Source organism: Streptomyces purpureus (assembly GCF_014648195.1).
Taxonomy (GTDB): Bacteria; Actinomycetota; Actinomycetes; order Streptomycetales; family Streptomycetaceae; genus Streptomyces; species Streptomyces purpureus.
This window is the reverse complement of sequence record NZ_BMQQ01000005.1, coordinates 146,648-171,259: the sequence shown is the minus strand read 5'-3', so window position 1 is coordinate 171,259 and position 24,612 is coordinate 146,648. Positions and strand designations below refer to the sequence as shown.

Annotated in this window: 17 protein-coding genes; 8 read left to right on the top strand and 9 right to left on the bottom strand. The window is 67.7% G+C overall.

All coding sequences use genetic code 11. The annotated features are described in order from the left end of the window. Positions 1 to 18: 18 nt before the first annotated feature. The 6 genes from IEZ01_RS09375 to IEZ01_RS09350 all read right to left on the bottom strand — a co-directional run bounded on the left by IEZ01_RS09375 (position 19) and on the right by IEZ01_RS09350 (position 5,677). On the bottom strand, positions 19 to 474 hold the full coding sequence (locus tag IEZ01_RS09375) for a DUF6238 family protein (protein ID WP_189200968.1): 456 nt from the start codon (positions 472 to 474) through the stop codon (positions 19 to 21). A gap of 44 nt (positions 475 to 518) precedes the next feature. Beyond that, a complete protein-coding gene (locus IEZ01_RS09370) occupies positions 519 to 1,988 on the bottom strand; it encodes an SCO6880 family protein (RefSeq protein ID WP_189200966.1) in 1,470 nt (489 codons plus the stop codon). Positions 1,989 to 2,077: 89 nt separating this feature from the next. Beyond that, positions 2,078 to 3,448 carry an SCO6881 family protein gene (locus IEZ01_RS09365; protein WP_189200964.1) on the bottom strand — a complete coding sequence of 457 codons (1,371 nt, stop codon included), beginning with the start codon at positions 3,446 to 3,448 and terminating at the stop codon, positions 2,078 to 2,080. 31 nt (positions 3,449 to 3,479) lie between these two features. Beyond that, positions 3,480 to 4,166 carry a hypothetical protein gene (locus IEZ01_RS09360; RefSeq protein ID WP_189200962.1) on the bottom strand — a complete coding sequence of 229 codons (687 nt, stop codon included), beginning with the start codon at positions 4,164 to 4,166 and terminating at the stop codon, positions 3,480 to 3,482. Further along, positions 4,166 to 4,474, bottom strand: coding sequence for a DUF6112 family protein (locus IEZ01_RS09355; RefSeq protein WP_039649441.1), 309 nt, complete (start codon positions 4,472 to 4,474; stop codon positions 4,166 to 4,168). The genes IEZ01_RS09360 and IEZ01_RS09355 overlap by 1 nt, the downstream gene beginning before the upstream one ends. Before the next feature lie 72 nt (positions 4,475 to 4,546). Then, on the bottom strand, positions 4,547 to 5,677 hold the full coding sequence (locus tag IEZ01_RS09350; RefSeq protein ID WP_229832815.1) for a C40 family peptidase: 1,131 nt from the start codon (positions 5,675 to 5,677) through the stop codon (positions 4,547 to 4,549). 639 nt (positions 5,678 to 6,316) lie between these two features. On the opposite strand from IEZ01_RS09350, the gene IEZ01_RS09345 reads away from it, so the two are divergent. Beyond that, a complete protein-coding gene (locus IEZ01_RS09345) occupies positions 6,317 to 7,066 on the top strand; it encodes a DNA-methyltransferase (RefSeq protein WP_189200960.1) in 750 nt (249 codons plus the stop codon). Between the two features lie 98 nt (positions 7,067 to 7,164). Here the strand turns inward: IEZ01_RS09345 and IEZ01_RS09340 are convergent, their stop codons facing one another. Both IEZ01_RS09340 and IEZ01_RS09335 read right to left on the bottom strand, forming a co-directional pair. Next, positions 7,165 to 8,100, bottom strand: coding sequence for a DUF5655 domain-containing protein (locus tag IEZ01_RS09340; protein WP_189200958.1), 936 nt, complete (start codon positions 8,098 to 8,100; stop codon positions 7,165 to 7,167). Between the two features lie 243 nt (positions 8,101 to 8,343). Next, a complete protein-coding gene (locus IEZ01_RS09335; RefSeq protein WP_189200956.1) occupies positions 8,344 to 10,035 on the bottom strand; it encodes a DUF6119 family protein in 1,692 nt (563 codons plus the stop codon). 215 nt (positions 10,036 to 10,250) lie between these two features. Between IEZ01_RS09335 and IEZ01_RS09330 the strand changes: the two genes are divergently transcribed. The 5 genes from IEZ01_RS09330 (at position 10,251) to IEZ01_RS09310 (ending at position 20,138) form a co-directional block, all read left to right on the top strand. Then, on the top strand, positions 10,251 to 11,984 hold the full coding sequence (locus IEZ01_RS09330; protein ID WP_229832814.1) for an HsdM family class I SAM-dependent methyltransferase: 1,734 nt from the start codon (positions 10,251 to 10,253) through the stop codon (positions 11,982 to 11,984). Continuing rightward, a complete protein-coding gene (locus IEZ01_RS09325; RefSeq protein ID WP_189200954.1) occupies positions 11,981 to 14,011 on the top strand; it encodes a type I restriction-modification system subunit M in 2,031 nt (676 codons plus the stop codon). Before IEZ01_RS09330 ends, IEZ01_RS09325 begins: the two co-directional genes overlap by 4 nt. Then, positions 14,008 to 15,171 (top strand): restriction endonuclease subunit S, encoded by a 1,164-nt coding sequence (locus tag IEZ01_RS09320; protein WP_189200951.1) that lies wholly within the window; start codon positions 14,008 to 14,010, stop codon positions 15,169 to 15,171. The genes IEZ01_RS09325 and IEZ01_RS09320 overlap by 4 nt, the downstream gene beginning before the upstream one ends. An 11-nt stretch (positions 15,172 to 15,182) precedes the next feature. Next, on the top strand, positions 15,183 to 18,404 hold the full coding sequence (locus tag IEZ01_RS35615; protein WP_189200949.1) for a type I restriction endonuclease subunit R: 3,222 nt from the start codon (positions 15,183 to 15,185) through the stop codon (positions 18,402 to 18,404). Positions 18,405 to 18,479: 75 nt separating this feature from the next. After that, entirely contained in the window at positions 18,480 to 20,138 is a 1,659-nt protein-coding gene (locus IEZ01_RS09310; protein ID WP_189200947.1) for a serine/threonine-protein kinase, read from the top strand. 291 nt (positions 20,139 to 20,429) lie between these two features. Here IEZ01_RS09310 and IEZ01_RS09305 read toward each other — a convergent pair whose 3' ends face one another. Continuing rightward, on the bottom strand, positions 20,430 to 22,559 hold the full coding sequence (locus tag IEZ01_RS09305) for a hypothetical protein (RefSeq protein WP_189200945.1): 2,130 nt from the start codon (positions 22,557 to 22,559) through the stop codon (positions 20,430 to 20,432). 361 nt (positions 22,560 to 22,920) lie between these two features. Between IEZ01_RS09305 and IEZ01_RS09300 the strand changes: the two genes are divergently transcribed. Together IEZ01_RS09300 and IEZ01_RS09295 are read left to right on the top strand one after the other, a co-directional pair. Then, positions 22,921 to 23,217 carry a helix-turn-helix domain-containing protein gene (locus IEZ01_RS09300; protein WP_189200943.1) on the top strand — a complete coding sequence of 99 codons (297 nt, stop codon included), beginning with the start codon at positions 22,921 to 22,923 and terminating at the stop codon, positions 23,215 to 23,217. Between the two features lie 108 nt (positions 23,218 to 23,325). Next, positions 23,326 to 24,579, top strand: coding sequence for a tyrosine-type recombinase/integrase (locus tag IEZ01_RS09295; protein WP_189200941.1), 1,254 nt, complete (start codon positions 23,326 to 23,328; stop codon positions 24,577 to 24,579). Positions 24,580 to 24,612: the final 33 nt, after the last annotated feature.

Genomic DNA, 24,612 nt, shown 5'->3' with positions numbered 1-24,612 from the left:
GCGGTGGTGCTCCGGTGGTCAGTGGCGGGTGAGGCCGGTGAAGGGGTCGCGCAGGTCGGCCGGGGTGTGGGCACGGCGGACGCGGGCGGCGGTGGCGAGGTGGCGCTGGCACACGGTGAGGTCGGGGGCGCCCTCGGGAAGGTGGGCCCGGCATGCCTCCCGCGTGGGGAGGCGGCCGGTGAGTCGCTGCGGGGCCGCGTGATACGCGGCGTGGAGGTGCTCGGCTGCCTGCCACAGCCGGATGCGGCAGGCCCTCAGGTGGTCGCCCTCGGCTGCGGCCACGGGAGAGGTCCGCGCGGTGTGCGCGTCCAGCAGCCCGTACAGGGCGACCAGGTGGGCGTGCAGGGAGTCCAGTTCGGTGCGGCTGGCGGCGACCGGGGCGACGGGCATGTTGATGGCCCGGTGGAAGTCGAGGGCGGCGGTGGCGAACGGGACGAAGTCCGGAGCCAGGTCGGGCAGGGGCTCGGTCGGCATGGGGGTGCCCTTCGGTAGAGCGCGGTCGGTGGTGCTGGGCTGCGCTACAGGCGGGCGAGCGGCAGAGCGGCGTTGGTGAAGGCTTCGGCCTGCTGCCAGGTCAGCAGGCGCAGGTCGACGAGGGCGGCGACGGCCGCGGTCTCGACGGCGGCGCAGGCGGCGTTGAGTTCCTCGCTCGTGTCCGCGCTCACGGTGAGCAGGCCGGTGAGTGCGACATCGGCGTGTCCGGCGATGAGCTGGCGCTCGCGCTGCTTGATGTCGGCGTACTCGACCGAGTCCTCCTCGGAGTCGACCTGTCCCTTGCGGGCCCGCTCGGCGGCGTCCGCGATCACGGTGGCCTTCTTGCGCTGTACGTCCTTCAGGGCGGCCTCCAGTCCCTTGGGCTCGTAGGTCAGCGAGAGGGTGCGGCGCACGCCGGTGGTGAACAGGAGCTGGTGCAGGAAGCCGGGGCTGGTCTCGATGCGCGGCCAGTTCTCGATCCAGAACGTGGCGTGATGGGCCGAGTCGGTCTGGATACGGTCGGCCTTCTCGACTAGGACCACCGGCCCGGCGGCAGCGGGGTCGGCCTGCGGACGGCCCGAGTCGGACCACCGGTCGAGCGCGGCCGACGCCTTGGGGTCGTACGCGGTGCGGATCACGGCGGCGATCTCGCGCGCGGGGAGCCAGCCCGCGGGCATGAGCCCGGAGGTCCGGGCGGCCTGGTCGAAGGTGGAGGCGAGCTGGGACAGGACCGCGAAGGCTCCGGTGAGCCCGCCGCCGGCCTGGTTGATCAGGCGGCGGGCCGCCTTGAGATCGAGGGCGAGGGAGACGTACGCCTCGTGGGGCGCGGCGGCGGGGCCGGCAGCGGCCAGCAGGTCGCCGTAGATCGGACCGGCAAGCGGGGTCTGGGCGTTGCCGTGCTCGTGCCAGTAGCGGTTCAGCGCGTCGCCGGAGTCGGGGACGGTGCGCTCCAGGACCTGGACGCGGGCGATGTGCCCGGTGCGCGCGAGCGCGGCCAGGGTGCGGCCCCAGCCGGAGACGTTGCCGGTCTGGGTGGCGGGGTCGAGCAGGGCGAAGGCGCGGGAGGAGACCTTCACCACGGCGGTGAGGGTGGCCTGGTGCGGATCGTGCACCGCGCCGAGGCGGCCGTCCGGCGAGGAGACCACCCGCAGGGACGCGGCCGTGCCAGGCAGGTGGAGCAGACCCTCTCGCTGCGGTCGGGTGGACGGCCGGGCGAGCCAGACCAGCTGCCCCCGGAAGCGTCGGAGCGCGTATCGGATCGCGATCGGCGCCCAGTCGACGAGCGCCCGTCCGCGGTGGCGGATGAAGACGGCCGCGAGGACGACGGCCCACAGCGGTACGAGCTGGAGCGCTCCGGTCACACCGGAGGCGAGCAGCACCCCGAGCAGGAGCAGACCGCAGGTCGCGACGACGATCAGCTGCGGGGCCGAGAGACCGAGCAGCACGCCCCGGCGCGAGCGGTGAGGGAACTTGACGGTGGGCGGACCGTCGGGGTGAGAAGTGTCAGAGAGCATGGCGAAGCCGTCCTTGGAACATGAGGAGAAAGAAGAAGACGAGGACGGGGTGGGCCGGGCGGGCCTCGGCCCACCCCGTCAGCTCCGGGCTACGAGCCCGAGCGGTCCGCTGGCCCGGGATAGATCCACCGCTGCGGGGTGGCGCCACCCTGCGGAGGAGGACCGCTGCGCCGTGGTGCCGGCGGGTCCAGGTGCGTGACCTGCGGGACCGAGACCGAGGCGCCCTGTGGTGTAGGCCCGGAGAGCGCCGGCGCCGAGTCGGACGCCTCGCTGCCACCGGGGCGCTGGATGAGCGGGACTCCGCGGTCGCCGTCCGTGGGAGGACGGCGGATCAGCGCCCGGCCCTTGTCGCCGGTCGCGTTCGGATCCTCACCGAAGCGGAAGTGGGTCTGCTTCGGTTTGGCCTCACCACTGGATCCGCCCGTCGGGTCGATCCCGGAGGCGACGCCACCGGAGCCCTGGCCCGGCACCTTTGCCGGTCCCTGCGGAGCCCGCATTCCCGTGCCGGCCTGGACCGCGAGCTGGCCTGCGGTCTTCGCCGCACCCGCGGCGACCGCCATGCCCGCGACACCGGTGCGGTGCAGATCGTCGTGGCCGCCGCCGTCGGCCGCCCAGTGCACGAATTTGTACGTGGCGTAGGGGCAGAGCAGCACCAGGACCATCACGACGATGCCCGCGATCGCGTCCGACAGGGCGCTCAGACCGTCGCTCGCGTCGGTCTTGCCCATGGCGGAGACGCCCAGCAGGAACACGATGGTCATCAGGAGCTTGGAGACGATCAGGGTGCTGGTCGCCTCGATCCAGCCGCGCCGCCAGCGCCGCGCGACCTCCCAGCCGCCGCCGGCCCCGGCGAACACGGCCAGGGTGACCAGGACCAGGATGCCGACCTTGCGGGCGACCATCACCGCCCAGTAGAGGAAGGCGCCGACCGCGCAGCCGAGTGCGACGATGGCGGGGACGCCCCAGCCCAGGCCGTACATCGCCCCCAACTCGTTGACCTTGATGATGCGGCGTACCGCGTCGTCTACGGAGCTGTTGGCGGCCTTGAACAGGCCGGCGCTGAGCGCGTCGACCACGGTGATCGCGACGGTGGTGCAGGCGATGGCGGCGAACGCGAACAGGACGCCGGCCACTGTTCCGTATACCGCCTGAGCGAGGGCGCGTTCGTCCCGGCGCCAGGCGGCGCGGGTGAGCTGGAGGCAGAACGTGCCGACGGTGAGGATGAGGCCGATGGGCAGGATCAGTTCGTAGTTGCTCCTGAACCACTCGGCGTTGAGATCGATGGCGGTGGTCTTGTCGACGGCCTTCGAGGCCAGGTCAGCTGCGGCCTGGGCCATCTCGCCCATCGACTTGGCGATCCAGGCGCCGATGCCGTCCGTGACGGCTTCGCCGGTCGCGCCGACGACACCGCCTACGGTGTCGCAGACCGTACTCATCAGAGGAAGGTCGCAAGCCCCCATGAGGGTGCCTCCTTACACAGGTTGAGGGCGATCACGGCGCGACGTTCGGCAGGACGCCGACGAGGGCGCAGTCGCGGTCCGGTCGGCACTGGACGGCGAGGGTCGTCGAGCGGGACTCGGCTCCGGCACCGGAGCCCTTCCAGGCGATGGACTGCTTGCCGGTGACCGTGACGGCGTAGACGTACGCCTCGGTGATCGCGCCGGGGTCCTGGGCCAGGGCGGTCTTGAATGCCTGCGGGAAGTGGCCCTCGCCGACCGTGGCGCCGGCGTGCTGCCCGTTGTCGTGCATCCGCGACCACAACACCGGGCTGGGTACCTGGTCCGAGACCGACTTCCAGTCCGCGTACTTCTTCTCGCTGGTCATCCACTGCTTGAGACCGGCCAGGTGCTCGGTCTGCGAGAAGGACCGGGTGTCGTACGTCCACAGGACTTTGGTGGCGGCCTTGGCGAACTCGATCGGATCCGTCGTCCTGGGCGGCGCGACCACCGCCACCCCGGCGTGCGTGGTGGTGGCAGGGGAGGGCGACGTCGAAGAGGACGCCGGCGCGGGGGTGGCCTTCGGCGCGGCCGGGCTCTCCGCACGGGTGACGTACGCGACCAGACCGGCGACGGCCAGCAGGACAGCGAGGACGATGCCGCCGATCGAGGCGCGGCGCAGAACCGAGGACGGGGCTCCGTGCCTCTGCCCCCTGGCGGAAGGGAAACGATTCTTCGGCATCAGTGAACCTGCGTCCCCATCGCCGAGAAGAACGCGACGACGCCGTTGGCCGCGCCGAGCAGGAGGGCGCAGCCGGCGGCGACGACTGTGCCCTTCTTGCCGTTGGCCTCGGCCTGGTGGCCTCCGCTGTGGTGGCCCCAGGCCCAGACGATGGCGGAGATGGCGAGGGCGCCGACCGTGGCGATGATGCCGAAGAGGTTGATGCTGCCCATGACCTTCTTGAGGACGTCGAGGCCGGGCAGGCCGCCCTCGCTCGGTGTGACGCCAGGGTTGTACGCCAGCATCTGGGCGTGCTGAATGAGCTTCATTGGAACTCCAGTACGAATATGGGCGCGCGAAGGCCCGGAAGGGGAGGAGTGAGAGGGGGAGAGGGGGGCCGGTCAGACGATCCGGCGGGCGGCGAGCACGTCCGGCCGCCAGTCGGCGAGAGTCGAGATCTTGACCACGTCACCGGTACGCGGAGCATGCAGAATCAGGCCGTCACCGATGAACATCCCTACGTGTTCCGGGACTTGGGCCGTGCCGCGAGTGAAGAGGAGATCGCCCGGCTTGAGGGCATCGACGCTGACCGCCTTGCCCTCCTTGACCTGCGTGTACGTGGTCCGGGAGATCGAGACGCCCCCGGCCTTGTACGACATCTGCATCAGGGACGAGCAGTCGCAGCGGCCCATCGGGTCCTGGCCGCGCGGATCGGTACACGCGCCACCCCACTGATACGGAGTGCCGAGCTGACCGAGACCCCAGCGGATGGCGGTGCGGACCGACTTGGGCGCATCAGCCGGGATCTTGTAGTCCTTGGGGACGGAGCCGGCAGGGATCGGACCGAACTTGGCACCGTCCTCGCCAGTGCCGCACGCGCCGGGCGTCGCATCCGTCGGGTCGGTCTTGTCGCCCGTGTCGGAACTCGACCCTGCGGACAGCGACGTGGCGATGGCCTTCTGTAGGGCCGTGGCCAGCGGCTCCCACTTCGCGTACGCGTCGGGGAAGCCGCTCTTCTGGACCGCCTGCGCCGCCTGCGTGACGGTCATGGACTGCCAGCCCGGGACCTTCAGCAGCGCCTCGTAGAACTTTGTCGACGCGTGCACCGGATCGCGGATCTGCTGGGCCGTTCCCCAGCCCTGGCTGGGGCGCTGCTGGAAGAGACCGAGTGAATCCCGGTCGCCGTAGTCGAGATTCCGCAGCCCCGACTCCTGCAAGGCTGTGGCCAGAGCCACGACCTGGCCCCGGGCCGGCACCTTCATGGCGACGCCGGTGGCCTGGATCGTCTTGGCGTTCGGGATCTGCTCCGCGGGATCGTCCAGCCCCGGGACGGACACTGTGGCCTTGCCGCCGCCGCCCTTGAGGATCGAATCCACCTGCTTGGCAACCGCCGCAGAATCCACAGCCTGTGTATTGCCGTTCGCGCAGGCGGCCTGGGCGCTGGACGCGCCGGCCAGAGCCATCGCGAGCGGGGCGACCAGCAGCAGCGGGCCGAGAGCGACGGCCCCGACTATCGCCGCGCCCGCCTTCACAGCTGAGGGCCGTCCGCCGAACCGAGGGCGCAGGAGCCGGGCTCTGGGGAAGGGCGTGCCTGGGCATGCTGCATCAGCAGCTCCTTACTCGTAGGCAGCGCGGCACCAGCGTTCTCGTCGAAAAGGTCACCGGCACCGCACCGGTCGGAAATTCACAACCCTTGAGATCAGGGAATGGAGGTCCAGGGGTCGGGAGCGGCTAACTCCCGACCCCTGGGCACCTCTCTACTGGAGGGCGGCAGCCAGCCGCGCTCTTAATCTCACGCGCCACATAGAGAAAACGCCTCGCCTAAATATCAGACCGCTTCGCGGATGCTGCCCGTGCTGCCATCTGGACGAGGCAACACGCATCAACACAGCTCAACAGGGTGGGAGGGCGACCCCGGTCCGTCGAACACGGCGAGACTGTAGAGACGAATTCCGGCCGCACCAAACGACGCCACGTCTGGCAGTCGAGGCCCGTGATGCGGCGGCAGAGCGCCATTAGGTGCGGCCGAGAATGGTGGTTACTCTCCAGCCCATCGCTCTCCGCAGGCGGCTGCTTCTGTGGCTTCCGGGAGCGAATCAAGCCGACGTGCGCGGTGTTCCGGGAACGCGGAATCCCGCACGACCGTCCCCGCGGAAAGAGAGAACCGCACCATGCCGTACACCCTGCACCGAGGCGACGCGCTGACCGCCCTCGCCGGCATCCCCGACAACAGCGTCGATGCCGTGATCACGGACCCGCCCTACAACAGCGGTGGCCGAACCAGCGGCGAACGAACCGGCCGCAGTGCCCGCGCGAAGTACACCTCGGGCGACGCCGAGCACGACCTCGCCAACTTCCCCGGGGAGAACCGCGACCAGCGCTCGTACGACTTCTGGCTCACCCTCCTGCTCACCGAGTCCTACCGGGCCACCGCCGAGTCGGGCGCCGCGCTTGTCTTCACCGACTGGAGGCAACTGCCCACCACCACCGACGCGCTCCAGGCCGCCGGCTGGACCTGGCGCGGCATCGCCTCGTGGCACAAGCCCGTCGCCCGACCGCAGAAGGGCCGGCTCAAGCAGTCCTGCGAATACATCGTCTGGGGCACCAAGGGCCCGGTCGACCCCGACCGGAACCCCGTCTACCTGCCCGGCCTCTACACCGCGAGCCAGCCTCGGAAGGACCGCGTGCACATCACGCAGAAGCCCGTGGAGGTGATGCGGGAGCTGGTGCGTATCTGCCCGCCGGGCGGAACCGTCCTCGACCCCTTCACCGGCTCCGGCACGACTGGTGTCGCAGCCCTGCGCGAGGGCCGCAAGTTCATCGGCGTCGAGCTCTCCGAGCACTACGCGGACATCGCCGAGCAGCGGCTCCGCGCCGAGCTGACCAAGGACGACTTCGACCTGGCCGGACCGGAGGCCTGATCATGAGAGCAAAGAGAGCCCGGGGCCGGCGGGCCGCAGACGCCGAAGGGCGGCTGGTGCATCGATTGACCGATGCACCAGCCGCCCTTTTCGTTGCGTCACGCCGCCTCGAACGCCCGCCGGATCAACGGCGCTGCCTTCTCCAGGTCCGCCGCTGAAACGAGGCGCACCTCCAGGTCCCCGGTCCCGAGATGCCCGATGCCTCGCATGTCCCGGGCAAAGCCCTCCTCCAGCACGACCGAGTCCGGGTCGAGTCTGAGATAGACCAGAATCACCTCGTGCTTCGGACGGAAGATCACCGACGCTACGTTCACCAGCCGCCGGTGAGCGATGTAGTGCCGCAGCGCCGCCACCTCCACCTCGCCCCACGCCGTGAGCGCCTCGTCCAGCTCCGAGTACAGGTCACGCAAGGACTCCGGCACGAGGCCAGCACCCGTAGGCGCAGGAGTCGCCGGTGCCGCCGGCGCGCTGCCGATCACCGCGTCCCGCTCCCGGCTCCGTCGAGACGAAGCGGCGCTCGCTGAGCCGGGCGAGGAGTCGACAAGCAGCAGGCTCAGCAGGCCGCCCTCGAAGACCCGGTAGCGCACCAGGTCGATCCGCTCGGGCAGCCACTGCACGGCCACCCGGTCGTGGTGGGAGAAGCCGGCCGCGATGCAGACCATCCGCGGACGCCGCCAGTCGATCGACTCGGCGGCCTCCGCGCCCAGCACCTTCCGGACGAGCGCCTCGAACTCGTGCTGTGCCGAGCGCAGCCAGGACAGATACGAGACGGCCTGCGACAGCACCCCGCTGTCGGAGCCCTTCTTGAACTCGATCACGACCGGGGTGCCGTTCTCATCCAGCCCCAGCGTGTCGATCCGCCCCCGATGCCACGGACCAGTCGCATACTCCGACACCACAAACCGGATACCGAGCATCTGCTCCAGCCCGGCCTCGACCCGCCGCTGCAGCTCCACCTCCAGCGCCACCGTCGAACCGGACAACTCGACATCCCGCCCGTCCGCGTCCCGCCGGAACAACATCAGCTCGGCCACCAGCGTCCCCCTCCGTGATCACTACAAGAGGAGCAATCGAAACCGGCCTGCGGGTATTCCAGTGGATACCTACGCCTCATGCCTCGTCGGGCTCCGCTCGCTGCTTCTCAGCCACCGTGGACGCCTCGGGGTCGTTCAGGGAAGATGATCAGCTGCGTTGGGCTTGTCGCATTCGGACACGTGCTGGACGCGTCACGGCGCTCGCGAAGTGGGCTTGGGAAATCGCCCCGGGGCAGCGTGGGTTCAGCGTCGGATGGCGACGACCTCGACCTCTGCGTTCATCGCGCGCAAGCGACGTGCCGATTGGAGGAGGGAGACCTGGGCGAAGGCGAAGAGGGAGTCGACGGTGATCTCCTTTCCGTCCTTGAGGAGGATGCCGAGCACGACCTTCAGCGTGCCGAAGTCGCTCAGGAGACGGTGCTCGGGAGTACGATCCGCAACCTGCCCCAGGAAGGCGCTGCGGATGGCTTTGTCGCTGCGCAGGGTTTCGACGGCGGTGACCGCCTGGGCGAAGAGGTGGTTCAGCGGCGCGGTGCCGTTGCTGCTGGTGGCCTTCTTGACGCAGATCAGCTGGTTGTCCGGGCCGAGGACATCGCAGACCTCCAGGCCGCCACCGTTGAACTTGTCCGTGACGATGTTCTTCTTGTCGAAGAGGAGGTAGCCCTCCTGGCCTGCCGCCTGCTTGTTGTACCAGTCCTCATCGTGAGAGTCCCGCCCCTTGGCGTTCGGTACTCCCTTTGGCCAGGCGGGCAGTTGGACGCTGGCCGACTTGCCGAGCAGTTCCCGGAGCTCTTCCTCCAGCGTCTCGAGGAATCCGGCTCCCACCTCGTACCACTTTCCGTGGCCGTAGAAGTACCGCACTGTTTCCACAGGGACGTCCGCGATGAGCCACTCCTTGCCGGTGGTCGCGGCGCTGGCCGGCGTTTTCAAGTCGTCGTCGCTGAACATGACGACCCGGACCTGGCCGAGGGCCTTGAGGCGCTCGCCTTCGGTCTTGTCCGAGACGAACTCGAGGAGGACAGGAAGGTCCAGGTCGGTGACGTCGATGCTGCGGCTACCCGAGCTGATCCGGAACGCCTGGGCTGAGCCGAAGCCCTCCTGGCAGCTCTCCGGAACTCCCAGCGTGAGCCGCGGGTGAGTCGGGTCGGCGAGCATGCGCTCAAGGACTGCCTGGGCGTCCACCGCCTTGCGGCTGCGGTTGTCCATCGTGCGGAGCCGATCGACGAAGCCCAGTTCGGGCAGCGGATCCGGGCGCGAGCAGACCTCCTCTATCGCGCGCAGGTCGTTGAGGAATTCCTCCGGGGTGGTGGCCAGCGGCAGCTTGATGGTCGACTCGGAGCACTCGACTCGAACATGCTTGGAGATACCGGAGGGCAGTGAGGTCAACGGGATGCCGCTAACGGTTCCGCAGATGCGGCGGACGACTGCGCCGAACCGGTCAAGCCCGAAGCCGTCGATACGCTCTCCCCGGGCGACGGAGTACTCGTCGACGCGCCCTCGTCCGTCCATGATCTGGTTGCGCACCCTGATGATGCCGTCCTCGTCGAGGCAGCGGGTGGCGAACTCCAGGCCGAACTCATCATCACGGTAGTACGGGTCCAGCATGTGCTGGCCGACCCCGTAACTCAGGGCGTACAGGCCGCGCTCGGTGCGCATGAGCACCAGGCCCGCAGCGGAGTGATTCCGTTCGTTGACCTCCAGGCCGGTGATCCGCTCGACGGCCGGGCACCAGTCGGCGCGGTCTCGGGGGATTCCCCCGTTCACCAGCAGCCCGGTGACGCCCTCCCGGGCGAACTCGCGGACTTGGTAACCGGGTCTGTCGAGATAGTGAGGGCGCACAAGAGTGCGGAGTTCTACCTCGCCACCATTAGGAACAGTGAGCCGGTGCAACGTGGACTTCCGGGTGCCGGTGCTGCTCTTCTCCTTGGCCGCCACGTGATGCTCCTTCGAGTCGAGGTGCCGGAGGTCGATGCCGCGGGGTCGTTCTCCTCGATCCGCGTGACTTCGTGCTCACGCTCGGTTCTCCTCCGGTGGGGTGTGCTGTGTGCGGCGGAGTCCATGGCGCGTGACCCCCAGTGAACAGGAGCTAGTTAACGCCGTCAACTGAATGTAACTTGGAGATCCGAGTGGGAACGGTGTACGGTCGCGCCATGATCGGAGGAAACGAGGCGGCTGATGCCACGGCGACCGCTGCGGAGATCGCACGGTTGGCGGGCGTGACGCGTGCCGCGGTGTCCAACTGGCGCAGGCGTCGTTCGGACTTCCCCGCGCCCGTAGGCGGCACCTCGGCGAGTCCCCTGTTCTCGCTCGCCGAGGTACGGCAGTGGCTGGAGGGGCAGCGCGACGGGCGAGAGGTCAGCGGGGAGGTCCGGCTCTGGCAGGCGCTGCGCGGCGCCTACGGCGAGGAGATGGCCGGGGCGCTGGCTGCTGTCGGGGACTATCTCCGGGGCGATGCGGAAGAGCTCGCCGACCAGGCCGTCCGAGAGGCGGTGGACGGGCTGGTCGCCGACCGGAGGCCCACCGAGGTGATGGACGCTCTGGTCGCCCGGCTGCTGGAGTCCACCGCGCGCGCCGCGTTGGACGGGGCCTCGACATTGCGGCTGGCTCGCGCGGTCCGAGAATTCGCTGGTGAGACCTCAGGTACCGTCTTTGACCCCGCGTGCGGCATCGGCTCGCTCCTCGTTGCGGTGGGCGGCGGTACGGTCCAGAGCAGGCTGGGGCAGGACACACAGTCGGATGCGGCACGCGTAGCCCAGGTGCGTGCGGCCTTGGCCGCCACTGAGAAGGCGGCGCCGGTTCAGGTCGTGGCAGGCGACTCGTTGCGGGCTGACGCGTTCCCCGATCTCCGCGCAGACCTGGTCGTGTGCGAGCCGCCGACCGCCGTGGCCGACTGGGGCCGCGAGCAGTTGCTCGTCGATCCGCGCTGGGAGGCGGGGGTGCCCTCGCGCGGGGAGAGCGAACTCGCCTGGCTTCAGCATTGCTACCACCACACGGCACCCGGCGGGCGAGCCGTGGTGGTCCTGCCGGCATCAGTCGCCCATCGTCGCTCCGGTCGCAGAATCCGTGCGGAGTTGGTGCGTCGCGGCTGCGTCACCGCAGTGGTGGCTCTACCGCCTGGCCTCGCCGCCAGTCATGCACTTCCGCTACACCTGTGGCTGCTGAGCCGTCCCTCCAACCCTGGGCGGGCGGCGGGGACCGTACGCATGGTGGATCTCAGCGCCAACAGCCCGGACGGACCGTGGGCCCCTCAGCCTCACCAGGAGGCGGAGGTGCAGCTGATCGATCTGCTGGACAACGAGGTGGACCTCACTCCCAGCCGCTACGTACGCGAGCCGGAACCCGACTACGCGGTGGAATACGCCAAGCTGCGTGAGGATCTGGACACGCGCCTGCGCCGCCTTCGGGCGCTGCTTCCCGAGCTCCCACCACGTGGCCGGGCCGACGCCCTGGATGATGGCGTCCCGGTGGCTGTGAGCGACCTGCTGGCCGCCGGCCTGGTCAGCCTGGACGGTGACGAGCTCACCTCCGTCAGCGACCAGTTGGACCCCGACTACGTGCGTGGATTCGCCAGCAGCGCGGCGAACGTCCGTCGTAGCACGTCCTCCTCGGGTACGTTCCGAGCGGAGCTGCAGGCGGCGCGCCTACCCCGCATGGACGTTGAGCGGCAGCGCCGCTACGGCGACGCCTTTCGCTCGTTGGGCGCGTTCGAGCGCGAACTCACCGAACTCGCCAGCATGGGCGACCGGGCTGCGCGGCTCGCCCGCGACGGCCTCACCGGCGGCGCACTCGATCCGCCGGCGACCCGTGACGGCGGGAACTCTGAACACCAAAGCACGACGATCGACGGAGACGCCGCAGTGGGGCGAGAGGACAGGACACTTTGAGCAAGAACCAGGAACTGGCCGATTTCATCTGGTCGGTGGCCGACCTCCTGCGCGGTGACTACAAGCGCTCGGAGTACGGAAAGGTCATCCTGCCGCTGACGGTGCTGCGCAGGCTGGACTGCGTCATGGCCCCGACCCGCCCGGCGGTGTGGGACCGGGCGGCCTCCTACACCGGAGAGAACAAGGACGGACTGCTGCTGGCAGCGTCCAAACTCAAGTTCTACAACCTGTCCGAGCAGACCTTCGACACGATCAGCAGTGACGCGGCCAACGTGGCGAAGAACCTCAAGGACTACATCCGGGGCTTCTCCTCGGAGGCCACCGAGATCATCAACCGCTACGAGTTCCACCTTCAGATCGACCGCCTGGACAACGCCGACCTGCTCTACCAGGTGGTGCGGAAGTTCGCCGGCCTGGACCTGAGCTTCGAGGCCGTGGACAACCACGACATGGGCTACGTCTTCGAGGAGCTGATCCGTAAGTTCGCCGATGCCTCCAACGAGACCGCCGGTGAGCACTTCACCCCGCGCGAGGTCATCGAGCTCATGGTCGAGCTGCTGCTCGCCCCGGATGACGACCGGCTGAACGGAGAGGGCCAGGTCGTCAAGATCCTCGACCCGGCCTGCGGCACCGGCGGCATGCTCTCGGCAGCTGAAGAGCACATCCGCAAGCTGAACCCGCGCGTGCGCGTCAACCTCTTCGGACAGGAGCTGAACGCCGAGTCGTACGCGATCTGCCGCTCCGACATGCTTCTGAAGGGCCACACCGCCAAGAACATCCGCTTCGGCAACTCCTTCAGCCAGGACGGCCACGACGGCGAGACCTTCAACTACATGCTCGCCAACCCGCCCTTCGGAGTGGAGTGGAAGAAGGTCGAGAAGGTCGTACGGCAGGAGCACGAGGACCGCGGATTCGACGGCCGCTTCGGAGCCGGCCTGCCCCGGATCAATGACGGTTCGCTGCTGTTCCTGCAGCACATGATGAGCAAGATGCAGCCGCTCAAGAAGGACGCGGCAGGCGATGAGGTCGGCGGTACCCGCCTTGCCATCGTCTTCAACGGCTCCCCGTTGTTCAGCGGTGGCGCTGGGTCTGGCGAGTCAGAGATCCGCCGGTGGATCATCGAGCACGACTACCTGGAGGCGATCGTCGCCCTCCCGGACCAGCTCTTCTACAACACGGGCATCTCCACGTACTTCTGGATCGTCACCAACCGCAAGCCAGCCGATCGCAAGGGCCGTGTGATCCTGCTCGACGCCCGCGACCAGTGGACCAAGATGCGCAAGTCTCTCGGTGAGAAGCGCAAGGAAATCACACGGGCGCAGATCGGAAATATCTGCGCGATCTACCGCGATGCGCTGAGCATCGCCAGCGACGAAGCCCACCCGGATCACGGGCGGGTGAAGGTCTTCGCCAACCGAGACTTCGGCTACCAGCGCATCACCGTGGACCGGCCGCTCAAGCTCCGCTTCGAGCTGACCGAGGACAGCCTCGCTCAGCTCGGCGCGTCTGCCGCCGTGAAGAAGGCGGTCGGGGGCGAGGCAGCGGTCGAGTTGTTGCTGGCCGCGCTCAAGCCACTTCTCGGGTCGCAGTGGTCGACCAAGGCTGAGGCGTGGGACGCCATGCGGACGGCGATGGTGGCCAGCGGCGTGCTGTGGCCCTCCGCCGCGCCGTTCCAGAAGGCTTTGCGTGACGCCGTGGGGGTGACCGACCCGGAAGGTGAAGTCCAGCTCATCAAAGGCAAGCCCGAGCCTGACCCCGACCTGCGCGATAACGAGAACGTACCGCTGAGCGAGGACATCGACGAGTACTTCACTCGTGAGGTGCTTCCCCACGTCCCGGATGCCTGGATCGCCGAGACCCGCAATCCGAAGACCAAGGAGACGGAGCGATTCAAGCTGGGATACGAGATCCCCTTCACCCGCCACTTCTACGTCTACACGCCACCGAGGCCGCTGGCGGAGATCGATGCGGAACTGAAGGCTTTGGAGACAGAGATTCAGACGCTGCTGAGTGAGGTGACGGCGTGACCTCGACCGTTCCGCTGAAGCGAGTAACACGCATGGCGTACGGAAGTTCTTTGGCTTCGGATATGAGGATCGATGGCGAGTTCCCAGTCGTCGGATCCGGCGGAATTTCAGGCACTCACACCGCACGGAATTTTCGGGCGCCAGGCATCGTAGTTGGCCGCAAGGGAAGTTATGGCTCCATCCATTGGCTCCCGACAGGTGGATTCGCCATCGATACGGCCTATTATATCGACGAGCGACTTACCTCCGCCGACCTCAGATGGCTTTACTATGTCCTCCAGGCTGTTGACCTCAAGGGTCCGTCACAAGATGTTGGAGTGCCGGGCTTGGCGCGTGAGGCCGCGTATGAGGTTCCCGTACCGACTCCACCCCCACTGGAGGAGCAGCGTCGCACCGCTGGCTTCCTCGACGCCGAGACCTCTCGGATTGACCGCCTCATGGCGAAAATGTGCTCTCAGGACGAGTTGCTTTCCAGCCGCCGACGAGCGGTACTTGCTGCAACCTGGCACCCCGAAGTTCGGGTGGCGAGGTTGGGGTACTTCCTTAATTTGGTGACTAGTGGCCCGCGCGGGTGGGGCGAGTATATCGGCTCCGAGGGAAATATGTTTTTTCGGAGCGCCAACTTGTGGCGTGATTCCACGGAGCCGAAACTCGCTTCGGTTGCCTATGTTGATCCTCCGCCATCTGCATTGGCGGAATCTATCCGATCTACGATCCGCTCTGGTGACGTTCTCGTTGGTATTACCGGCGCAAATACTGGCTGGGTATGCCTAGCCAATCAGGACGTCGTAGGTGCGAATGTCAGTCAGCATGTCTGCCTGCTCCGCCCCTCCAGGCTTGTGTCTGGGAAGTGGCTGGCCTACCTCCTGTCGTCACCCCTCATCCAAGATTCTCTTCTTGGGAGTCAGTATGGCGGCACAAAAACCCAGCTCTCACTTCCCGATTTGAGGGACTTGAAAGTTCCGATCCCTGACCTTCGGACGCAACAGTCGGTAGCCGACGAGATCCAGCATCAGATCATCGCGATCGAGAACGAAAGGGGTGCACGCGCCAGGCAGTTGGCACTCCTTGCCGAACGCCGTCAGGCACTGATCACCGCTGCCGTCACCGGCCAGCTCGACGTCACCACCGCCCGCCCCGCGCCCGACCGCGATCTCTGAGGGGGATTCAGATGAACGACGCCCGCGTATACACCGAGAAGGCATTCGAAAACGCCGTGGAAGCGGCGCTACTGCGCAGCGGCTGGCAGCGCGGGCTGTCGAACACCTACAACCCCACGCTGGGCATCGACACCTCCGAGTTGTCTGCGTTCCTTGGCGCGTCGCAGAATGACGCGTGGCTGGCGCTACAGGCCGCCTACGGCGAGGACGAAGAGCAGGCCATCGGCCGGTTCGCGAAGCGCGTGGCGCGGGAGATCGACTCGCGCGGCTTGCTGGACGTGCTGCGTCGGGGCGTGAATGACCGCAACGTGAAGATCCAGCTTGCGTACTTCCGTCCCGCGCACACTCTCGCCGCCGACGCTTTGGCCGAGTACGACGCCAACCGGCTCACCTTCGTACGTCAGTTCCGCTACTCCGCGGCGCGTCCGGCCGACAGCCTCGACATGGCGTTCTTCCTCAACGGACTGCCGGTCGCCTCGGTGGAGTTGAAGAACGGACTGACCGGCCAGACCGTCGAGGACGCCAAGCGGCAGTACCGCCGCGACCGCGATCCGAAGGAACTGTTCTTTGCCAAGCGGAGTCTGGTCCACTTCGCGGTCGATCCGACGCTGGCATTTCTGACGACCCGCCTGGCCGGCGACGCCACCCGCTTCCTCCCCTTTAACACCGGCTCCGGTGGCCCCGGCCAGATCGGCGGAGCTGGCAACGTCCCGGCCTCGACCGATGGGAAGTACCCCACCTCCTACCTTTTCGACGAAGTGTGGGCTCGTGACAACTGGCTGGAGCTGCTGCAGCGGTTCCTGCACGTCGAGGACGCCGCCGCGAAGGCCGGCCGTGCGCCGTCTCACAAGCCGGGTAGCGCGCACACGCAGCCGTTGATCTTCCCGCGGTTCCACCAGTGGGACGCGGTGCGCAAGCTCATCGCACACGCGGCCCGCCACGGGGCGGGGGAGAACTACCTGATCCAGCACTCCGCCGGCTCGGGCAAGTCCAACACCATCGCCTGGCTCGCGCACCACCTGTCCAGCCTGCACACCTCCCACGATCCTGGGCAGATCGCACCCGCCGCGCTCGCCTCCGGCTTGGGGGCAAACAAGCTGGTCTTCGACAAGGTGATCGTCATCACCGACCGGCGGGTACTGGACAAGCAGCTCCAGGACACCATCTACCAGTTCGACCACAAGGCCGGCGTGGTCGTGCGGATCGATGAGAACTCCCAGCAGCTCGCGGACGCGCTGACCGGGCCTACGGCCCGGATCGTGATCACCACGGTGCAGAAGTTCCCCTTCGTCCTGGACAAGGTCGCGGGGCTGGGAAGTCAGCGTTACGCGGTGATCATCGATGAGGCGCACTCCTCGCAGGGTGGGGAAAGCGCGGCGGCCTTGAAGAAGGCGCTGGGACGTCTCGGCTCGGACGCGGTGGACGAGGACGGTGACCCGCTGACGGCCGCGGCCCTGGCGCGCGGCAAGCAGCCGAACCTGTCCTTCTTCGCGTTCACGGCCACCCCCAAGGCGAAGACGATCGACCTCTTCGGCACCCCTTACGCCAATCCTGGCTCGGGGGAGCAGGAGAAGGGACCGTTCCACGTCTACTCGATGCGGCAGGCCATCGAGGAGGGCTTCATCCTCGACGTGCTCGGCAACTACATCACCTACGCCACGTACTTCAAGCTCCAGGAGGCCGCCGCCGAGGAGGCGGAGCAGCAGGTGGACCCACGCAAGGCCCGCTCGCGGCTGGTAAGGGCCGCGCTGATGTCGGAGGCGTCGATGGCCTCCCGGGCGAAGATCATCGTCGACCACTTCCGGTCGCACTCCAGCCCGCGTCTTGGCGGCCGGGCCAAGGCGATGGTGGTCACCTCCGGCCGTGACCACGCCGTACGGCTCTACCAGGCCATGCGGGCCTACATCGACCAGCGGGGCTTCACCGACTGCGGCACCCTGGTCGCGTTCTCCGGGGCCCTGACCCTCGATGGGATCGAGTACACCGAGGCCAAGCTCAATGGCTTCCCCGAACGCGAACTGCCGGCACGTTTCGGCTACACCCGCGCGGACGACCCGAACCCGCCGTCCGTCCCCAAGCCCGAGCACCGCATCCTCGTCGTCGCCGAGAAGTACCAGACCGGCTTCGACCAGCCGCTGCTGACCACCATGTACGTGGACAAGATCCTGGTGAAACTGGCCGCGGTGCAGACCCTTTCCCGGCTCAACCGCACCCACCGGCTCAAGACCACCGAGGACCTGTTCATCCTCGACTTCGCCAACCGGCCCGAGGACATCGAGCAGGCATTCCAGCAGTACTACGAGGCGTCAGTCAGCGAGCCCACCGACCCCAACCTGCTGTTCGACCGCGAACGCGAGGTGATGGCCTATCAGCTCCTGGTGGAAGCCGAGATGGACGCCTTCGCTACCGCGTACTTCGCAGCCTTCCAGGGCGGCTCGGCCACCGACACCGCCATCATGAAGGCCCACGCCCGCCTCTACGGCTACCTGCAGCCCGCCGTGGACCGCTTCAACGCCCTCAACGCCACCGAACCGGACACCGCCGCCGAATTCCGCCGCGCCCTGGACTCCTACACCAAGGCGTACGGCTGGCTCTCCCACGTCATCGGATTCGAGAACCTCGAACTGGAACGGCTCTACCAGTACGGACGCTTCCTGCTGCGCCGCCTTCCCGCGCCCGCCCGCAGCGCCGGCGCCGACATAGGGACGGCCGCCCCAAGTCACATGCGCATCGCTCAGACGGGCACCCCGGAGCTGCGCTTGGAGGCGGCGGGCGCCCAGGTACTGCCTGGCCTGGTACCCGAGGCGGCCGGAGCGGTGGCGGAGGCGGAGGAGATGTCGCTGGCCGAGGTGATCCAGTCGGTGAACGAGGAGTACGGGACCGGGCTGTCCACCACCGACCAGATTTTGCTCGGTCAGCTCGTTGTCGCCGTCAGCGAGGACCCGGAACTCCGGGCCATCGCTCTGCACCAGGACCAGGACGTCTTCGGCGGGGAACTGGAGAAGGACCTCGACCGGATCGTCATCGACCAGGCGGCGTCCAACGACGCCCTGATGGTCCGCTACTTCGACGACGCCGACGTCAACCGCCTGTTCAAGCAGGTCGCGACCCAGCAGGCGTACCAGCTCATTCGACGCCCGGTCCGACGTGAGGCCGAGCGCCGGGCCACCGAGCAGCGGGCCGCCGAGCTCAAGTCGTCCGGAAGCCGTCGGGCGGAACCGCCGACCGCATAGCCTGTGCTTTGCAGCACGTCAGACAAGAGGCCGAACGGGGTGGTCACGCTCCGACCACACAGAGGGGGACCTCGTATGGTGCAGGGCGGTACGCCGATCTTCGACGCCGGCGTACCGGCTCGCGTGATCGCGGGCCGGTACCGGCTGCACACGCCCATCGGCGCGGGCGGCATGGGCGAGGTCTGGCAGGCGTACGACGAGCGCCTGGACCGCCGGGTCGCGGTCAAGATGATGCTGGCCGAGAGCCCGGTCCCGCCCGGGTTCCAGGGTGCGGCGTTCGAGGAGACCCTGCAGACCCGCCGTGCCCGATTCCTGCGCGAGGTCCAGATCACCGCCGGCATCGAGCACCTGGGTGTGCCGGCTGTTTACGACACTGGAACCGACGAGGCCAGTGGACGGCTGTTCGTCGTCATGCAGCTCCTGCAGGGACGCGAACTGCAGACGTTCATCGACGAGACCGACTACGAAAGCGAGACGGTCCCCGTCTCCTGGGCCGCGGCCGTCGGCGCCCAGATCGCCTCCGTCCTCGACACCGTCCACCGTCACGACGTCGTGCACCGCGACATCAAACCGTCCAACCTGATGCTCACCCCCGGAGGCGTCGTCAAGGTCCTCGACTTCGGCGTCGCCGCCCTGCGCGGAGTCGGCACCCTGCCCCGCCTCACCCAGGTCGGCATGACCGTAGGCACCCCGCCCTACATGTCCCCCGAACAGAGCCTGGCCAACGCCGTCGGCCCCGCCGCAGACGTCTACGCCCTCGCCTGCGTGCTCCACGAACTCCTCACCGGAAAACCGCCGTTCACCCCCGACGACAGCCGCTCCCACATGTGGCACCACGTCCACACCCCACCCCCGCCCATCCGCACCCTGCGCCCGGACGTGCCGGCCGACATCGAGAAGCTCCTGCTGGCGATGCTCACCAAGGAAGCCGAGCAGCGTACGGACGCGATGGCGGTCTACGACACCCTCCTGCCCTTCGTCCACGCCTCCACCGGCGCCGCCGCCACGACCGACGAGAGCACCCTCGACCCCCGTCTGCCGTTCCTGCGCCCCTTCGGAGGCCGGGCACCCAGCCCCAGTGTTGCCGCTTCGTACACACCCACAGTTGTCGTCCCGTCGCCGCTCGCGCCCTCACTGGCAGCAGCCGCACCTCAGGGGCCGGCATCAGGCCCCGCTGCACTGACAGAGCAAGAGGCGGACGCGGTCTCTGATCGGGCAGCGCGGCTCGCTCAGGATGGCCAGTTCACCCAGGCCGCCGACGCGCTCGCCGAGGCCATCGCAAGAGCCGCTGACCCGGAGCTCAAAGAAGGCATGCAGTTCAGCCTCGCCCAGGTGAAGTTCCTGGCCGGAAGCCACAGCGAGGCCCTCGCTCTCTTCGAGCCGCTCGCCCACCACTACTCCGACCGCTACGGCGACCACGACGAGCAAGCTCAGCTGTGCTGGTACTACGCCGCGCAGTGCCGGATGGAACTGGGCGAGGCCACCGCCGCCATCCAAGCCTTCGACCACGTCAGCGAGGCCACGCCCGCGCCCGATGACGAGGACGCCGTCAACCGCTACTTGGACGCCCTCGCACGATTGATGAGTCTGCACGCCGCGGCGGAAAGCCTCCCGCACGCACTTCACGTAGGTGACCGGCTCCGATCGGAGACCTCCCGCCTCCGGGGAAGCGACTGGCCCGGATTGGTGCAGATCGACGCCTACCTCCGCCGCCTTCGCCAAGACCTGGGCTAATCGGCTGGCACCGCCGGCTCCGTCGGGGATGGCATACGTGTCCGCCCTCTGCGGTCAGCGGGCAACTGCAGAGCTACTGCCGGAGAGCTACACAACGGGCTCGCGGCCCTTGATCAGCTCCGATCCTTCCCCCGGAGGTGGTGGAGGAGTAGACGCTGGGATTGGCCCTGGTCGCCAAGCTCGCCGACAGGCCCGTCACCTACAGCGCGAGTGCCCTGACCGGCATTGTGCACCGGGTTGGCGGCGACTTCGTCGATGTTCCCCTTCTGCCCAGACGACCAAGCCGCCGGGTCAACGCAGCAGGTCGTCTCGTTCGAGGATCAGCAGTTCGACGCCGAGTTCGTCGCAGCGGGCCTTGGCGCGATGCTTGGCCTCCTCCTCGATAGGGCTGGTGGCGGCCATCAGGTAGATATCCGAGCGGAGCCGCTCGGCGATGTCCATGTCCTTGTTGAGCTGCGTGTCGGTGAACGACCTGCCGGACATCTTGACTTCGCCGCTGACCAGCTTGCCGTCGCAGATGCCGATGACGTCGGCTTCGCCTTGCACGCCGTCAGCGAAGAAGAGATCAACCCCCGGCTTGAGGAGGGTGTGCGTGTAGCGCCGGTCCAGGGCGCCGATCACCATGAGGTGGGCGATCACGCCGTTGTCATTGGCGAAGTCCACACGCGCGTCGAGCCGGTAGTGAAGGACCAAGCCGCGGCCCGGCTCGCGCGTGTAGTCGGTCGACGAACCGCATACGGGGCAACGTGCGATCCCACGAACGGTCTCTTGCGAGAACGGCGCGAAGCTTTTGATCTTGCATTCGCTGCACGCGGTTTGGAAGCCACGCTCGGCCCAACCGATTCCGGCAAGGTGCTCCAGAGCCGTTTGCGCGGTCTCGAAGGATCCGCAGCCCAGGCGGTTGGCGCTCTTGAAGACCCGTTCGCTGCGGCCACCGAACTCCTCAGCGAACGCCTTCTGGTCTTCAGTCAGCGGCCGGTCCTTGCCGAACAGCTTCTGCAGCTTCTTCGCGATGTCCTCGCCGCGCGGAGTCGTCAGCTGCCGGATCGTCTCGAAGACGTTTGGCTCGGCCAGGACGTCCGTCGCGGCCTCATCCAGCAGCCCCGCTCCGATTGCCCCCTTGTCGGACAGCAGGTGAGACGCGGTCCGCTCCCGCATGACCGCCTCGTAGGCCGCGGCCGGCGTCGGAATCCGAAGCTCAAGTCGCCAGTCTCGCTGAAGGAGGGCGGCGAGCTGGATTGCGTCGTCGTGCCACTCGGCGTTGTCTGTGACGAGTTTGGCCACCGGCTCACGCTTGGGGAGCGCGTCAATCGGCCCGCCAGAGATGCTGACAAGCGACATCCCGCCGTAGTCCAGCTTCGTCGGCACCGGGCTGGTGAAACGCAATGCGGTCTTTTCACCGACCACCGGCACATCGACCAAGGCCGCCAGGCCGTACCGGCGCTCGAAATCGACGTAACGCATCGGCAAGCCAACCAGGTAGGTGAACGGAGCTGAGCGCTTCGGCACCTCCTTGCCGAACGTCATCGAGCGGCTGACCTGCTGCTCCTCGGATAGCTGCAAGCCCATGTTCTGGGCGAAGGTGTGCATCGCCTGCTCCCCCACAGAGGAGGAGGCAATCAGCACATCGGGGGAGAACTGGTCGGGTCGCTGCAATGCGCCAGCCAGAACGCGCGGCCATGCCGTCCAGTGGCTGATGTCTACGGGTAGCAGGTGCATGGGAATTGCCCCGCGACTCACCGAGCGCAGAGCTCGCAGGTTCCAGAACGCCAGGCAAGTGTCGAAGTCGTCCGCATCCGACACGAGGAAGAGCACCGTCGGCGAATCCGAAGGGGCCGGCGACGCCCATTCCTCACTCATCGACACCGTGGTTGCCCCGAGCAGGGTGTGATCCCAGAGTTGCGACTCGCCGATCTCGTGGTCAAACCGGACCCGGCGCACTGCCGTCCCGGCGTCGTGGAACCCCTTCTCCGCTTCGCTCCTCAGGTCGCCCGCAGCAGCCACCTGCCACAGTGGGGCGCCCTCGGCGGCGATGACGTAGCCGTTGCTCCCGTCGATGGTCGCTGGCAGCGCCAGATCGGCGGGATGGCTCGTGCACCTGGTCGCGCCCCACCGGTCGATGTGATCGATCGGCGTAAGCTGCATATCGAACGACTCGGCCAATGACTGCGCGTGATCGGCCGGCGCATCGACGTTCACCAAACCATCCACGTGGGCGACCTCGATGACGCGCCTGTGGTCCGGGGCGATCGTGCCGTCCTCCGGGACGGGAACGATGGGCTCGGTCTGACCGCCCCACCGAGAAGTCGCTTCCTGAACCGCTCGCCGAAGGCCGTCCCGGCTTCCCTCGGCGATGAGATAGGCAGCCCGGGCAGGCCGCACCGTCAGTTTGAAGAGGGCTGACTGTCCTACAAGACTCATGGCCCCCATCGTCCCGCGCTTCGCTGCGCAATCGGGTATCGGCGCGAACCCGGTGAACCTTTTAGGTCACAGCACTCGCTTCGCCGCCGACGACGAACGCGCGTGACCTTGCCCCGTCGGTCCTGAACGGGATGCGATGGTCCTCGGCACGCAGAGTCTGGTGTGTGTCGGCACTCTGCGGCCTCGGACGTCAGCAGGCGACGGTCGGCCGCTCTTTATCACGAGGTGACAGCCGGGCCAAACCACTGATTCTCCGGATTCTGAACCTGCTCGCCAGCAGTGATCCGTGCGGTTTCGCTGCGCGGTGGGCGGTAGGACGGAACGACTGCTGCTCCGGCAGCGCACACCTCGGAGACACGCGATGCGTAACCAGTCCCAGCCTGCTGTTGAGGCTGCGTTCCTGAATGTTCAGAACGCTGCGAAGTACATGGGCATCTCGGTGAACACGCTCTACGTCTGGCGCCACCGCAGGCAAGGGCCGCCCAGCTTTCGGATGGGTCCCGGCGGAAGGGTCATGTACCGGCGGGATCTGCTCGATGCGTGGCTCAGCGAGCAGCAGAAGGCGGACTCGCGGTCGAACCCCGCCCTCAACCCGCTGAACAAGGCCCCGCGGCAGCGTGAGCGTCGCCGGGCTGCTGACCTGGGAAAACAGGTATGAGGAGTTCAGCAGCACTCGGAATTTCATGCGCACGGCGATCGTCTGTGTGTCTGATCGCGACGCAGATCGCGCCGAGAGAAGCCAGGCGAAGCCGAGGGTAAGACGAGTATGGCGGGTTACATCGAAGACCGGTGGCTCAAGAAGCGACCGAACAAGGAGACGGGCAAGCGCGAACGCACCGCTCTGTGGGGTAAGTGCACGCGCTATCGGGTCAAGGGGATACCAGGGGTCCGCGACCGCTCTTTCGACACGGTCGCGGACGCCAAGGCGTGGCTGGCCGAGGCGCAGACCGACGCGCGGCGTGGGGATTTCGTCGACGCGCGAGACGGTGCGATCAGCCTTCGTGAGTACGTCGAGAAGCACTGGTGGCCGTCCCAGGTGCATTCCGCCCAGACGCTGGAAAGCATGAGGCACCGGATCTGGGGGCAGGTGCTGCCGCAGCTCGGAGACCTGGCGCTCAGGGACATTGGCGTCGCGGAGCTGCGCAAGTGGTCGGCCGACGTTCAGAGGGCGGTGGCGTCGAGTACGGCCTATGTCGCGTGGGTGTACCTCAAGGCGATCATGCAGGCCGCGGTCGAGGACAAGCGGCTCTACCGCAACCCGTGCAAGGGCAACAGCTCGATCAAGCCGCCGAAGAAGCCGGAGCGCAAGGCTCGAGCATGGGAGCAGGACCGTGTCGACGCCGTACGGGAGGCGCTGGCCGACCGCTACCAGATCGCGCTCGATCTCGGCGTCGGATGCGGACTCCGACAGGGTGAGGTGTTCGGCTTCAGTCCCAACGACGTCCACGGCGACTTCGTGCACGTCGAGCGCCAGATCCTCATGTACAAATCGCGGCTGTACTTCGGCCCGCCCAAGGGCGGCAAGGAACGTGACGTGCCTCTGCCGAACGTGCTCGCGAAACGGCTCCTCACCCACCAGGAACGCTTCGAACCGATCGACGTCACCCTGCCGTGGTTGGACCCCGAGGAGCCCGACCTTGCACGCGAGGACCGGCGCAAGGTGACCGTCCCGTTGCTCGTGTACACCGGGCGGCGCGGCGCGATCAACCGCACCACCTGGAACACCAAGGCGTGGAAGCCGGCGCTCGCCGACGTGGGAGTCATCTCGCCGCTGCCCGAGCGGCAGCCGGGCGAGAAGCCGTCGCGTGTATGGGAGCCGAGCCGCGAGCACGGTTTCCACGTCCTGCGCCACACGTACGCCTCGGTGATGCTCGAAGCCGGCGAGTCGATCGTCTCGCTCGCGAAGTGGCTGGGGCACTCCGACCCGGCGTTCACGCTCCGGACGTACACTCACTTCATGCCGCAGGCTGGCGCGCGGGGACTGTCCGCGATCGAGGCGTGGCTCACGGATCTCGGCTGAAAGTCCCTGAGAAGTCCCAGAGGGCCGGAACAG

Bases quoted from the DNA above. Each gene is read 5' to 3' on its own strand.
- IEZ01_RS09365 (WP_189200964.1), bottom strand. From the start codon at position 3,448: ATGGGGGCTTGCGACCTTCCTCTGATGAGTACGGTCTGCGACACCGTA.
- IEZ01_RS35615 (WP_189200949.1), top strand. From the start codon at position 15,183: ATGAACGACGCCCGCGTATACACCGAGAAGGCATTCGAAAACGCCGTG.
- IEZ01_RS09330 (WP_229832814.1), top strand. From the start codon at position 10,251: ATGATCGGAGGAAACGAGGCGGCTGATGCCACGGCGACCGCTGCGGAG.
- IEZ01_RS09295 (WP_189200941.1), top strand. From the start codon at position 23,326: ATGGCGGGTTACATCGAAGACCGGTGGCTCAAGAAGCGACCGAACAAG.
- IEZ01_RS09310 (WP_189200947.1), top strand. From the start codon at position 18,480: ATGGTGCAGGGCGGTACGCCGATCTTCGACGCCGGCGTACCGGCTCGC.
- IEZ01_RS09300 (WP_189200943.1), top strand. From the start codon at position 22,921: ATGCGTAACCAGTCCCAGCCTGCTGTTGAGGCTGCGTTCCTGAATGTT.
- IEZ01_RS09375 (WP_189200968.1), bottom strand. From the start codon at position 474: ATGCCGACCGAGCCCCTGCCCGACCTGGCTCCGGACTTCGTCCCGTTC.
- IEZ01_RS09355 (WP_039649441.1), bottom strand. From the start codon at position 4,474: ATGAAGCTCATTCAGCACGCCCAGATGCTGGCGTACAACCCTGGCGTC.
- IEZ01_RS09370 (WP_189200966.1), bottom strand. From the start codon at position 1,988: ATGCTCTCTGACACTTCTCACCCCGACGGTCCGCCCACCGTCAAGTTC.
- IEZ01_RS09305 (WP_189200945.1), bottom strand. From the start codon at position 22,559: ATGAGTCTTGTAGGACAGTCAGCCCTCTTCAAACTGACGGTGCGGCCT.
- IEZ01_RS09345 (WP_189200960.1), top strand. From the start codon at position 6,317: ATGCCGTACACCCTGCACCGAGGCGACGCGCTGACCGCCCTCGCCGGC.
- IEZ01_RS09360 (WP_189200962.1), bottom strand. From the start codon at position 4,166: ATGCCGAAGAATCGTTTCCCTTCCGCCAGGGGGCAGAGGCACGGAGCC.